Annotated in this window: 13 protein-coding genes; all 13 read left to right on the top strand. The window is 29.7% G+C overall.

Going from position 1 to position 14,292, the window contains the following annotated elements:
- A complete protein-coding gene (locus tag A8C32_RS00445) occupies positions 1-2,430 on the top strand; it encodes an AAA family ATPase (RefSeq protein WP_069828482.1) in 2,430 nt (809 codons plus the stop codon).
- Between the two features lie 75 nt (positions 2,431-2,505).
- Entirely contained in the window at positions 2,506-3,225 is a 720-nt protein-coding gene (gene tssD, locus A8C32_RS00440; protein WP_069828481.1) for a type VI secretion system tube protein TssD, read from the top strand.
- Between the two features lie 3 nt (positions 3,226-3,228).
- Positions 3,229-4,752: a LysM peptidoglycan-binding domain-containing protein gene (locus A8C32_RS00435; protein WP_069828480.1), complete on the top strand. Its 1,524-nt coding sequence runs from the start codon at positions 3,229-3,231 to the stop codon at positions 4,750-4,752.
- An 8-nt stretch (positions 4,753-4,760) separates the two neighbouring features.
- Positions 4,761-5,453 (top strand): hypothetical protein, encoded by a 693-nt coding sequence (locus A8C32_RS00430; RefSeq protein WP_069828479.1) that lies wholly within the window; start codon positions 4,761-4,763, stop codon positions 5,451-5,453.
- A 137-nt stretch (positions 5,454-5,590) separates the two neighbouring features.
- The gene (locus A8C32_RS20455; protein WP_165605766.1) at positions 5,591-5,764 is read left to right on the top strand and encodes a hypothetical protein; all 174 of its coding nucleotides are present in this window, start codon (positions 5,591-5,593) and stop codon (positions 5,762-5,764) included.
- A gap of 193 nt (positions 5,765-5,957) precedes the next feature.
- Complete coding sequence (locus A8C32_RS00425) at positions 5,958-6,878, top strand: hypothetical protein (protein WP_069828478.1); 921 nt, start codon at positions 5,958-5,960, stop codon at positions 6,876-6,878.
- Positions 6,879-6,915: 37 nt separating this feature from the next.
- Positions 6,916-7,848 carry a TssN family type VI secretion system protein gene (locus tag A8C32_RS00420; RefSeq protein WP_069828477.1) on the top strand — a complete coding sequence of 311 codons (933 nt, stop codon included), beginning with the start codon at positions 6,916-6,918 and terminating at the stop codon, positions 7,846-7,848.
- A 7-nt stretch (positions 7,849-7,855) separates the two neighbouring features.
- Positions 7,856-9,004 carry a hypothetical protein gene (locus tag A8C32_RS00415; RefSeq protein ID WP_069828476.1) on the top strand — a complete coding sequence of 383 codons (1,149 nt, stop codon included), beginning with the start codon at positions 7,856-7,858 and terminating at the stop codon, positions 9,002-9,004.
- A 9-nt stretch (positions 9,005-9,013) separates the two neighbouring features.
- On the top strand, positions 9,014-9,502 hold the full coding sequence (locus tag A8C32_RS00410) for a type VI secretion system TssO (RefSeq protein ID WP_069828475.1): 489 nt from the start codon (positions 9,014-9,016) through the stop codon (positions 9,500-9,502).
- Between the two features lies 1 nt (position 9,503).
- Entirely contained in the window at positions 9,504-9,959 is a 456-nt protein-coding gene (gene tssO, locus A8C32_RS00405; RefSeq protein ID WP_069828474.1) for a type VI secretion system TssO, read from the top strand.
- Between the two features lie 3 nt (positions 9,960-9,962).
- Positions 9,963-10,898, top strand: a complete 936-nt coding sequence (locus A8C32_RS00400) for a PKD domain-containing protein (protein WP_069828473.1) — start codon at positions 9,963-9,965, stop codon at positions 10,896-10,898.
- A complete protein-coding gene (gene tssR, locus A8C32_RS00395) occupies positions 10,895-13,264 on the top strand; it encodes a type VI secretion system protein TssR domain-containing protein (RefSeq protein ID WP_069828472.1) in 2,370 nt (789 codons plus the stop codon). Before A8C32_RS00400 ends, tssR begins: the two co-directional genes overlap by 4 nt.
- Before the next feature lie 3 nt (positions 13,265-13,267).
- Positions 13,268-14,011: a DUF5457 domain-containing protein gene (locus A8C32_RS00390; protein WP_069828471.1), complete on the top strand. Its 744-nt coding sequence runs from the start codon at positions 13,268-13,270 to the stop codon at positions 14,009-14,011.
- The last annotated feature ends 281 nt before the right edge of the window (positions 14,012-14,292 follow it).

The following is a 14,292-nucleotide window of genomic DNA, read 5'->3' as shown; positions in this document are numbered from 1 at the left end:
ATGGAGGAAATTTTTAGTCCAAGCTTAGTCTCGGCAGTAAGACTAGCCAAATCTATGGCACATAAAGAACAACATCTTACTTATGGTGTTGCCCATTTAGCACTTGCACTTCTTTTAGAGCCAACAGGCTTAGAGGATATTATGAGAAGCATGGGGAAAGATGTAGATTATATACAAGAATGGTTTGAAGTAAGAAAAGAATCGTATATACCAGAAAAAAACGACGAAAGCATAATTCCAGATAGTGAAGTCACAAGAGTTTTTGACGAAGCAGAACGCTCTAAACTAAAATTAGGAACAGATTATATTGATGCCGTTTGCGTGTTTACAGCCATAGTTAGAGAAGGCGTGGTTTATGATAATAAACAGCTAGAAACTATAATGGTAAGTGAGCAAGATTTTCTAGACCAATACAATGCCCCACAAAATTATAAGTTTGTTGAAAACGAAACCACAGAAGAAACCCTTCAAGGCATAAATTTTTGTAAAAATTTACTAACTGCAGATTATAGTGATGAGGGGGAAATTATAGTAGGAAGAGATAAAGAAATTCGCCATACTCTAGAAAATTTAGAACGTCAAGAAAATAGCGGAATGCTTATTATTGGAGATTCTGGCGTTGGTAAAACCGGATTTCTTAATGCATTAATATATCATTTATGGAATAGCACAAACCCACAGCATGGCGAAATTAGTGTTATTGGGTTAAATACCTCAAAACTGCTTGCTAATAGTGCAACACCAAGTGAGGTTGCAAAAAAGCTGAGCGATATTTTTGATAAAATTCAAAAAATAAACAACTGTATATTAGTAATAGACGATATACATACGCTTACAGAAGGCAACCAAACCTCAAACGCCGTTATTAATTTAATAGCATCAGAGCTTAATGAAGGCAAAGTTAGGCTAATAGCAACTATAACAGGAGATGCTTATAGAAAAACAATAGAAAAACATCCTATAAATAGAAAATTAGATGTTATTCAGCTTGAAGAATTAGAGCCATTGCTACTTAAGCAGTGTATGGAAAACCATAGAATAAAATTAACTGCGCATTATGAATTGAAAATTTCTGAACAAGCCATAGACGAATCTGTACAATTTTCAAAACGATATTTTAAAGAAAGTAAATTACCGCATGAAGCCATAAGTTTATTAGATAAAACCATGGCAGCTGTAAAAATGAGTAACGATAATACAGCTAAAAATTGTGAAACAATTTTAAAAAAACTAAAAGCAGTTAACCTAAAAGCTAATGATGCTTTAGTGCAGTTAAAATATTTATACAAGCTTATTTTAGACCAAATAAGCCCTGTTGTTTTAAGTAAAATTACAACAAATTACGATATAGATAGCCAAGCAGAACCCGAAGCATTATTTAAAATTATAGAAGCTTATTTAAAAGAAATTAATGGTTTAACAGAAACTCCAATAAAGGAAGTAACCGAAAACGAAGTTACAGCAATTGTAGCAAGCGTTACAGGTATACCAATAGGTAAAATACAAGCCGAAGAGAAAGAGCGCCTGCTTAATATAGAAGAAAAACTAGAAGAACGCGTAAAAGGGCAAAATCATGCCATTAAAACACTATCTGATGCTATTATAGAAGCACGAAGTGGGTTAAGCAATCCAAAACAGCCAATAGGTTCCTTTTTCTTTTTAGGCCCAACGGGAACAGGAAAAACAGAACTTACCAAATCGTTAGCAGAGTTACTATTTGATGATGAAAACGCAATGATTCGTTTCGATATGTCTGAGTTTAAAGAAGAACATTCGGCAGCCTTATTATATGGAGCACCTCCAGGTTATGTAGGTTACGAAGAAGGTGGAATGCTAGTAAATAAAATACGCCAAAAACCATACTCTGTAGTCTTGTTTGATGAGATAGAAAAAGCACACAGCTCGGTTTACGATGTCTTTCTTCAAATTATGGACGAAGGGCAAATACATGACAAACTAGGAAGAGAAGGCGATTTTTCTAACGCCATTATTATTTTCACATCCAACATTGGTAGCGACTGGGTAGCAGAACAAATGCGCGCAGGAAAAATACCATCGTCTAATCAACTCATAGATATTATGAGTAAAAACTTTAGACCAGAATTTTTAGGACGTTTAACAGAAGTTGTACCATTTGCACCAATACACGAAAAAGTAGCAGAACTTATTTTTGGATTGCACCTAAATAATTTACAAAAACAACTATTGCAACAAAAAAATATAGATTTAAGCCTTACCGAAGATGCACTTAGTTATTTATCTAAAAAAGGATACTCCGAAAAATATGGAGCAAGACCAATTGCAGGTGTAATAAGAACCTATATTAAAAAAATTGTTTCTAGAATGATTGTAGCTCAAAACATTATTGAAGGCGATAGTGTGCGGCTGGATTATAAAGATGAGAGTTTAGCTTGGGAGAAGGTTAATTAAAAAGTAATTAATAACTATCGTATTTAACTATGCAACATTTAATACTCGCTTTCGCGGAATAAGAATTAAATATAAATGACATTAGCAAAATTATATATAAACGGTCAAGAACGCGAGTTATTCTATGTAAAAACTAAATACAATAGAAAAACTAGAGATAACGGAAAGCCAAAAAGCGAAGTAATGGGTGGTTTAATAACAGGTCGTTTTATTTCGCAAGCAGACGACGATATTTTTCTGCGTTGGATGACCAAAGAAAGTGAAGATAATACCTGGGAAGAAGTAGATAAAATGCAAGATGGCGAAATCCATTTCTACGATAATGGTTACGATTATCCGCCAACAAAAATCTGGATAATTAAAGATTCTCATTTAATAGCTTATAAAGAAACCTTCCATAACGATGGCGAAAAACCTATGCAGGTGGAGTTTGTAATATCTGCTGCTATACAAGATTATGGAGCCCTACTAGTAAAACGTTGGAATGTTAGCTTTGTTCCAGAAGGAGAGGAAACAGTATATAAACAAACTCAAAATAGTAACATTATAATATCAGATGTTTATTACGAAGATTTGAATGGGAAAGTAATCTATAATCCAGTTATAGGAACAGAAATATATATTGTAATAAAATCGCAAAATATTTTAGGTAAAAAAACAACTATAGATTTAAGTGATAAAAAAAAGGATTTTATTTATAAAGAACAGGTTTTAGAAAATGATATTTTAAAGAATATTACTATAAATAATGATATCCAAAAAGAAAGATTAACGGTAATAGCTCAAAATCATTAAACTATGCCAATAGTATATTTAACAGAAGATCCTAGTGTAAGAGCTTCTTGTCCTCCATTAAAGCCTAGGCAACAAGAGGTAAGTAAAGCATACTTTGCAAAACGAGAAGAAAAGGCTCAGTATAAAACTATAATAAAAGATCATGTAACAGCTAAAGGAGAAACACTAAGTAAGATAGCTAATAAATATAAAGTAAGTGTAAAAGATGTTAAACGAACTAAAAATACCAAATATTTACAAGTTGGAGAAACTGTAAAAGTTACTATTAAAGAGAAAAAAGGTGTAGAAGTAAAGTTTGTAAAACTTAATAAAGCAACTATTGGAGAAGACGTTTATATTATTGTAGAAACAAAACATCTAGAAGAAGAAACTGTTCTTATAAATATTTTACAAGGTCAAGAAGATGTTTTAGCAAAAAAAGACGCACCACTAACAGTACAACAAGACAGTCAAGAAGTAACTAAAATACAAGAAAAAGTAGGTAATTACTGTAAAGAGGAAGAGGTTAGTAATAAAGATGATTTTAAAGATTGGGCTATTGTAAAAGTAAAGTTACAACCTAAAACGGCAGCTGATCAAAAAGCTTGGAATAATGGTTTGGAGTGTGCTGGAACAAAAAAAGCAATGCTTTTTTTATTAGTTGATGTACATAGCGAAAATTCTATATCGAATTTTAAATCGGAGTACATATTATATAAAGGATATAAAAAGGAAAAGGACGATAGTACTATACCTAATCATTTTTTAAATGAAGAAGGAACTTGGTTTGAAGTCACAAATTCAAAAACGATACATATATATCATGATGGAACAATAAGTAAAGTTGATTTGAAAAATGCTGAAAAAGTTAGCTATGTTTATAATGCTGAAAATGATAAAGAATATAATATTTGTACATGCGACTTACTAGAAATTGATGAGCGTTTAAAAGGTGTTTCTGATGACAAAAAAATAGAACATGAAGTAAAGGTTGGATTTGACAAAAACAAAACTGTAGTTTATGATCACGACTCTAGCAGGAAAAAGTATACTTATTCAGATGGAACTATTAGAACTTATGGAAAGTTTTATAATCCAGATAAAAAAACAAACTATAGGTTGGTTACTTATAAAAAAGGAAGTAATAAAAAATTTATAGTAAAAATGCCAAGTAGTTTAAATAAAAATATTGGAGATAACTCTATATCTTTTAGTTTTACTCGTACAGCGAGAAGGTATTGTGGTCCAGAGCATTTAGCTTGTTTTATTGGGGCATTAGCAGAGGTTGGATATAGTATTAAATCAGGAGGAGCATGCGAAGAAGATGGTACTTCTTATCCTAGTATTAGTCATATTAATGGACAAAGTGTTGATACAAGTTATCTGGATGATATTATGGAGCAAAAATTTATAAATGCTATGCATAAATTTGGTTTTCTATCACAACTCAGAGGCTCAGGAAAAAAAGTGTTCTCTCATACATCCGATGGAGGTAAGTTGCATAATAATCATTTACATTCAGGAGGATTAAGTCCTAATTATAAATAAAAAGAATTATGAAATTTTATAAACATATTTATGTCGTTTTAGTTTTGTTATTCATTGGGTGTAAACAGAATAAAAACTTAACGATAATAAATAACGAAGAGGTTATTAATTATGATACGTTAGCTAATGAATTGCCAATAGGATCTAAATTGCTTTTTTACAATTTAAATGACTCTATAAAAAGTAAAGGTAATTTCTTAAAAAAAGTGTTTCATTATTATGATTCAATAAACAAAGTTGAAAATTTTAATTTAAAACAAATTAAGACTTCTAAATATGGTTCTTTTTATAAGCCAAACGAAGCAGATAATTTAAATGAAGATGATAGATTCGCTTTACAATCTATAAATGAATATTCTTTTTTTGATTTAGTAAAGATGTTCAATTTAGAAAATGATTTTAAAGCTATGATTTTTAAAGGGGGATCGTCGGTTTACGATTATGATGGGAATGTTGTTTTAATAGATAGAAAAGATTTAGTTGTAATAAATAAAAACGAAGAGATTATAAGTGAAATGAATTTGTATTATGATTTTAGTGATGGAATTACAGCAAAAACAAAGTTTTTCTACATTGATAAGAATTACAATATATACATAAAATATTATTATGAAGGAGAAGAAAAGTCTCGTTTTTCAAATATTGAGAAATACAAAATACTAGTAAATGGAGTAATATCTAAACAAAAAAAAGTTAAGTGAAAGTAGTATTAATATGTTTTTATTACTAAAGATAGTACTGTAGTTGAGCAAGGAGAGTGGCAATTTGGATATGAAGAAACGATAAAACCTAAAATGTATATTTCTATATATACAATAAGTTTTATAGAAATGGGAGGTTGAAATTAACAGGAGAATTTTTTCCTAATGATTTTGAAAAAGGTATATGGAAAGAATATGACGAAGAAGGAAATTTAATAAAAGAGACAGATTACGATGCACCTTATAAATATACATGGGAAGATATTTTGTCTTTCATAAAAAAACGAGGTATAATTATCATTTACGAATAATACGAGATGTGGTAGAAGGGCATCCGTTTTGGGGAGTAACCTATGGTAAAGAGGATTAAACAGGTTTAAGACATGTTGGTATAGATGGAATTACAGGTAAAATTGTGCAAGATGAAGATTTTGATTATCCAGAACTAGATTAAAATATTATAACAAAATAAGAGAGGTAAGAAAGAATTAAAAATAAAACAAAATGGAAAATCTAGAGGTAATAAAAAAGAGTGAAATAACCAGTTTTATTGGCGAAGTGTTTTATAATGAAATGCAATTTATTCTTGGTGATAATAGCGACAAGAAATTTTGGGTAAAAAATCATGGTATGAACAGTCGTGCCTTCTCAAAAGATGTTATAGATTTTTCCGGCTATAACTATGTGGTAAACGATGAGATTAAAGAAGCCGTATTTATCCATTTAAGCAGAAACAGTATATATCACCAGTTACCAGAATCTTTTTTTCACCCTTTAGTTATTAGTAGCCCCTCGATGAGTAATGCTGAGGTTGTAGAGGCCATTAGAAAAAACAGAAAAATAGAAGAAGAAAACATTCATTTTTTTATTCCTTTTGATACTGAATTATTCGAGAAAAAAGTAAAGCTTACCAATAGGTATATTAATATTTTTACAGATAAAGACTCGAAAAAATTCCTTTTCAGCTTAGCTCAAAAAATTATAGCAAAAGATATTCCGCTTAATAGAGAACAATACTATAAGCTGTTTTTAAATTTATGCGAGTCGGAAAATTATAAAGAAAACTTGCCAGAGTTAGAAAACTTATTACAACAAATTTTGGGGTACGATATAGCATTAGAATATGTAAAGCATATACATGTCGATTCTCCTTTTTATGCATTAGGCGAAGGTATTTTAGGACATGATTTTGGTACACAAGGTCCAATAGTATGTGAGTTCGAAGATGTGGCAGCCACTATGATTGTTACCGAAAATTTAGATTACAAAACAATTGACCAACATAAAACAATAATAAAAATGATATTAGACTATTTCGTGTTTTCCAACCGATCAATTATAGTTAAGTTTCAAACAAAACAAGAAGCAGCTATTACTTTAGGAGAAAACTATTTGGGTTATAACACCGTTTTAGTAGCCTCATAAATCTTATTAAAAACCCACTAAAAATTAGTTATAAACTATGAGCACATTAATTGCTTTCTTTTTAAAATACCTACTAGCTCCAATTATTGTATTAACCTCGCTGATTATAATGAAATCCATAGGGAAAGGGAAATCGGCATTAAAAATGAAGAAGCTCATTGTCTTTATTTTGGTTTTGGCGCTCATTTTAGCTTTACCTTCATTATTAGGATTATTAAAGTATGAATTTGTCTGGGGAGGATTAATTATATCAACCACAATATATCTTCTATTAGGCTATTGTTTTAACCTTTTTTCGAAAACAGAACTATTTAAAGTTATAGGTTTTAAGAAAGAAAAATGGCTTCTCTTATTTAGCTATTTTATTAGTGTTGTTTTAGGAGCTTGGATATACTATTTAGTTTTTACTTGGCTATCAAAACTTAATTATGGTGTATGGGCCATGTGCAATACATTGTGGTTCTTTATTCCCGTTTTTTATACTTTTTCAAAAGAAAAATTTGTAAGCATACCAACAGCATTTTATAAGCTTTGGAGAGGTGAAAATGATGAAAAAGATCAAGAATATTGGGATAATATAGACACCTTTAGGTTAATGCAAGTCACCATAAAAGTAAAACGAAATATAAATTCAAATCTCTATGCGTCGTTTTCTGTAAAAATGCCAGAAGATATTACTATTGGTAAATGGTTTAATAGGTTTGTAGAAGATCAAAATATTCGATTTCCAAACGATGTTATAGAACTTGAAAATGATAAAGAAGACTATGGGTGGATTTTTTACACGAACAAGTGGCTGCCATTTCCTTTGTTTATAAGGATGCTAGATTTTAACGAGAATGTAGTTAAAAACAACATAAAAAATAAAATGATAATTTATGCTCGCAGAGTAATACAAAACGATAAAGCAGCAGAAGCAGAAGCAGAAGCAGAAGCAGAAGCAAAAACAACAGCAACTCAAGAAAAATAGAAATACCATGGATAAGCCTCATTTTTTAATTAATTGGACCGACGGCGTAAAGATTAATAAGGATCATTTTATAGAAAGTGATTTTCATAATTTGGATGCAATGCAAGATTATGCAGCCATTCATTTAACAACCTACAACTATGGTTTATTAGGAGCACATACAGGACATAATGAATCTATTAAACTATCTGTAGACGTAAACACAGAAGAACGCCTTGTTGTACGATTAAAATACTGTAATGCCATTACTAAAAAGGGCTGTAGAGTGTTATTTAATAGTGATATGTATGGCGGAGATGAACCAACTGCAACCATAGAGTCTAAAAATATAGATGTAAACTCTAATTTAGACTTTTTAGTGGTACTTAGTATAAACCCATTTAAATATGTGCCTGTTGGAGAACCAGATCCAGAAAGTATTCCGCTGCACCACCCGTACGCGCTTCCTAAAATAGATTTGCATATTATGTCTAAAAGCCAGTTTAATACTAGTTTTTTAGAGAAGCATTACCTTATGGTTGGGAAAATTCAATGGAAAAACGGTGCTTTTGTTATAGATGAAAGTTACTTACCACCTATTTCAAAAATTAAGTACCATACTACGTTACTTGCATTTCATGAAAAAGTAAGCGATGTATTAGTTAACCTGAGAAACCATTCGCTTGTTATTAATAATAAAAACAGACATAAGTTTCAAAATAATAAACTCGCAAAAAACACTTTCAAGTTATGCTTAAAAGTTATGGATTATGTAAGTGATTATATTTTTAAATATACACAAACAGGTGAAGAAAAACCACCTATTTTTCTAGTGCAAAGTATTTCTGTTTTGGGGAATTATATTTCCACAGAATTAGCCATTTTAGAAGAAGAAGATCGCGAAAAATTACTTCAATATTATTACGAATGGATTGATATTAAACCATCGGTTTTTGAAGCCATGATAGGAGATGTTATAAATTTAGATTATGATCACCTGGATATTAATGAAGCCATTGTTAAGCTAGATTATTTTATGACCATTCTAGAGCGTTTATGGAAAAAAATGAGCGACTTAGAATACATAGGTATGCGTAAAGATAACATTGTAATTAGCGAAGACAAAGTAGCCCCTAGAGAAGTAAAAAAAGGGAATTCATGGTCTATAATTGATTAATATTTATTTATGAAACCATTAAATTATAAAGAGCGTAAAGCAGGCTTACTCCAATTTATTCTTGTATTTAGTATGATGATAGTTATCATGTTTGTAACTGGTTTTATGACCATTAAAACAGGTAAACAGGGCGTAGATGTATTAGAAAAAAAATACACAAGATATTCTGATGCTTTTAGAAAAAAAGCAGCATTATCATACGAAATAGAAGAGATTATCAAGCGTCTATATCAAATGAATAATAAAAATAGAAACCTTGGTCAGCATAAAAAATTCCAAGACTTAGTATCTAATGTGCGCGATAGAGTTGTACAAGGTATAGAGGAAGAAGATAGTGAGGAATTTGTTATTTATGGAGAAATGGTTAGTGTAATAAAAGCTATTCAAGGTGATTTAGACACTTATAAAGAGGGTGATGAAAAATACATCTATCTAGAAGAATTACTAGAAAGGTGTAAAGAAAAATATATAGAAGAACAAGAAAAGAAAAATAAGTAATATGGTATTACAAAATTTCAAAGAATCTTTTTGGAGAAGCGTGAAGTTTTTCTTGCTATTTGCTTTAGTAGCAAGTATTTTATACATTATTTTAACAAAGTTAATGTTAAAAATTCCCATAGCAGATAATCAAAAACTATTAGCATCTATTGCCGAATTTGAAGAGGTTATAGAGATAGAAAAACAAACGTCTGAAACAGTTAAAAAATTAAGCGAGGAAATCAAGCTCATGGAGTTTGATATATACCAAGTTCAAAAACAAGATGATATAAAAAGAGAAGTTTTTAAGATTGAGGGTATTTATAAAGATCATAAAATGAGCTCTAAATATAATTTTTCATTACAAGCATCCAAGATCTTACGTATTTATTATGATACACGTGAAAAAAATGGCACACTTATTCATAATATGGAGCTCCTGTCAAAAAATCTTACTGAATGCCAAGCAAATATATAATACATGCGTTTAAATAAAACTTTCCTATTTGCAGTCTTAGCGATATTAGTACTAACTGCAATTGTTTTGGCAATATGGTTACCATCAAAAACCAAGGTTATAAATTTAGATTTTCTTATTTCCGACCAGAATAATAATTTTCAGCTTGAAGAAGGTGAAAATCTAGAATTTAGAATTAGTGATACAACAGCTTTCGAAAATGCAAAAATGCTTTGGGAGTTTGGTAATGGCGATTCTATAGTAAAAAGCAATAAAGTAAATTACCGTTATAAGAAAAAGGGAAAATATTTAGTAACCCTTAAAATTGACGATAAATTTGAAGTTCCAAAATATATAGATGTTATTGGTGTAAACAGAAATAGGGCTATAGATTCTGTTCCAAAAATTCATGCTGTAGAGCGAGGTTATGTAAACGAGCAATTAGTGTTTTTAACCAATACACCAGGTATAAAAACTTGGTATTGGGAGTTTGGAGAAACAGGAACTGTAGATGCTTACGAGAGTCAGGTGGTGTATACTTATAAAAAACCAGGTCACTATGTGGTAAAATTAAAAACAGATCAATCTCGATTTGCTGTTTATCATAAAATAGAAATCTTACCATTATTCAATCCAATTACTACAGAACCTACAGATTCATTACAAATAGTAGCGAACGATATTAAAACACGTTTACAAGCTATAGCAGATGCCAGTGTTAGAAGTTCTAATACATATTATAAAAATTTAAGACATATAGAAAAGCAATATAAATGTGAGGATGAGGAAATGGTTATAGTGGTTAATGGAGATAAATACAACGATTTATATAGTTATTGTCAAGGACTTCATTATCTAGATGGAAAGGGATCTAAAACCATACTCATTAACGAAGTTGTTGTAGATACAATAAGGTGTATAAAGAAGGTTAACGTAACTCAGAATATTATAAAAAAATGAGACTATTTAATAAAAAATATCTTGTTTTATTGGTATGCTGTTTACAACAGTTAATATATGGTCAAGTAAAAAATTATACTAAGGTAGATAAAATATATAGAGATACATATAACTTTTTAGAAAGCGCTAATGCTAGAAAAAAACAATATAAAGATAGGAGTTTATATGTCGTTTATTCAGATAGAGAAGACAACAATTCGTATTTAGATGATTTAGGCTTAAAACAAGGAGAACCACAAAAGTTCCTTACACCATATTTTGTAATAAATGAAACAAGCGATTTTTTAGAACTTGTAAAATTCGATCCTACTCAAATAGGAAAACCTAAAGGCATTTTTTCTTTATTTTATGGTGAAAAATATAATTTTAAAGACACTAAAAATGTAACTTATGTTGGTTGGGTACAGCGAGATAAACTACTCCATTTTTCTCACCCTAAAATTAGTGAAGCCAATTTAAAGCCTATCGTTTATTATTTGGGTATTAATAAATCTAATACGCTTTTTGATTTAAGAAAGCATATAAAAAAAGATTCCGTAATTACATATAAAGACCCTAGTTTAAAAATAAAATCTAAAAAGACGTTTAATACCAACCAATTGGTATATCTATATAAGTATAATGCGAATAAGACAGCAGCACTTGTTTCAAATTTAGAGCATATGCGTGCATCAGATTCTTTAAAACGAACAATGGGTTGGGTGCCTTCTCAATTAGTAAAAAATATTGGTCAAGGTAAAGTTTGGAAGATAAAGGAAGGCGAAGATGTATTATTTACTAATCCAGACTCAACAAAGTATGCTATAAAATCTAGAGATATAAGTAGCCCTTTTTTGTTTAAACCAGAAGAAAAGTATAAACAAAAAACAACACTTACAACAGACTCTTTACCACTTACTACCCATGCGCTTTTAAATATTTGGGATCATTATAATAATAAACTAGTTAATGTAAAAGGAAGCGATGTTTATTTAAGAGAAATACCCATTATTAAAGAAGAGAATAAAGTTTTTAATTTTCACTTTATTTTTGATTGTTCAGACAATTTAAGAGAGAAATTAATATTACAAATTAGCTCATTGCAGCATATTTGGTTGCTACTCACAGAAGATAAACGTTTTAAAGGAAAAAAATTCACGTTTAGTGCAAGTTCTTATGGCTGTGGTAAATATTATAGGTTTCCTAAAAACGATTCTTTTGCACTTTGGGTAGATTACCTACAAAGCATATTTTTAAAAGACGACCCTATAATTACTAAAGAATATAATAGAGAAGGTATTGAAAAGTGTTTTTTGAATATTATTGATAATAACCCAGATGATAAAAATTTTGAAAACAATATTGTTATTGTTATGGGCGAAGGGAACTTAGATTTCGAGATAAAAAATGATGATATATTATATGATTTAGCTAAAATCTCATCTCGAATGTTGTTTTTTCAATTAGATAATACATCCAATAAAAAACACCAAGATTATATTTTAAAATCTAAACAGATTTTAGATGCAATAGGTAAGGAGTATCGCAATTATATAACAAATTATGTAATAGATAATAAGTTGGAAATTAAGCAAAATCTTTTTTCAACTATAGAATCTAATGAAGATAATATTTACCTATACGATGCCCCAAAAAACAGTATGTATGTTGGCGGATTGGTTTTTCCTAAAATAAATAAAAGTTTAACACCCTTATCGTTTGATGTCGCCTTAGATTCTTTATTAAGCAGAACAATAGCAAGTAACGATACATTATTAAAATCATTACAAAAAGGAGCAGAAAATCTTGGTTTTTTAAGAAGCTTGCCTACTAAAAGAATGACTAATATTCTCAAGGATGATTCTTTAAAACGGAGTGCTTTATTGATACCAAAAACAAACAGACTAGAACGTTATTTAGAAACATCAAAACTAAATTTAAAAGATAATAAAACGTTGGAATCTGGCTATTTGTTTTCTAAAAAGGAGTTAGATGTTATACTAGAAAGTTACAAGTCTGTAGTTCCATTAATAGATAAAAACGTAAAAAGAAGAGAAAGAAGAAAGTTATATAAAAAGTACAAATCATATTATAAACAATTAAATAAATTACTTTTTTATAAAGAATTACGAAAGCGGAATACTATAGGTGAATTAGTGAAAATTAAAACAGGAATTAAAGTCTCAGACAGTTTACTAAACACTATTAAAATAAAGGAAATCAAACGTAAATCGAAGTTATCAAATAAAAAATATATTAATTTGATGCATTATTTACGAACCAAAATAACCCGTTTAGAAACAGTTATGGAAGACCCTCTTAGAAAAACATTTATTGATGGGAGTAAAAAGACCTATTATTACGTGTCCGAAAAAAGTTTATTATAGCTTATGAGTACTACAGTTACAGAATTACCCTTGCATGAGGTTGTTTTAAAAATTATGTTCCATGAGAACACAGAAAAAGCAGCAGCAATGACACCTGCCGATATTTTATGGCGAATAGATAATCCAGAAATTACAGAACGACAAATAAGAGAAGTTTTAGATTGGTTAGTACATAAAAAAAAGGCAGAATTATATCTAGGAAAATATAGTATTGATAGAATAGAATTTTTAGAACAAAAAGAACGCGTTCTTAATGAAGCTCCTCCAAAACGAAAAACATTTTATATGGCTCCTCCTGCTCCAACTGTAAAGCACAATAAGTATCAAATATACCTGCTTGTTCTAGGGCTTTTAGCATTGGGATATATGAGTTATTCTTTTTTTAATTTAGATAATACTTTTAAGTCTAGCGAAACATTAAACACTCATGAAGGTATAGTAAATACAATTCCTAATCAGAAACAGCTTTATGTATCCGAAGATGAATGGTATACAGAATCTGCTAAAAAAGCTATTTCCAGTTCCTTTTACAGGCAAAATATAATTAATAAGTTAACGGTGAAAGAGTTTAATCGTCTTCAATTTACCATAGATAGCATTACCAAATTGCACAAAGCCGAAATGGTAAATTTGCAAACGGAATTAGAGAAAAGTATTAATCATTCCAATGCCGTTATAAAAAAAGTGGTGTATTGTAATATCATAATTATAGCCCTTATTGGTTTTTTATATTTTAGGAGAAGATAATATCGATGAAAAGCAAATTTTAAAGAAAAAGCGTTTATTTTTTCAATAAAAAATCTTACATCCCTTTTTTATTTGAAAAATTATACTACATTGGTCTGGTAATTTAGCGATTGGGTATCTTTATTCTCTTTCAATAATTGTTAAACCTTCTTATTTTAAAAAGTGAAATTTCACTTCTTTCAAGAACCTTTCTCAATTATTTCCCAAAGAGCAATATTTATCTAATAGCAAATTTTTTTTGAAGTTGTTTTTTATACTAGTTTAAAACACCTTCTAGAAGT

This window comes from Flavivirga aquatica (assembly GCF_001747085.1).
Taxonomy (GTDB): Bacteria; Bacteroidota; Bacteroidia; order Flavobacteriales; family Flavobacteriaceae; genus Algibacter_C; species Algibacter_C aquatica.
This window is presented reverse-complemented; position numbering and strand designations above follow the sequence as displayed.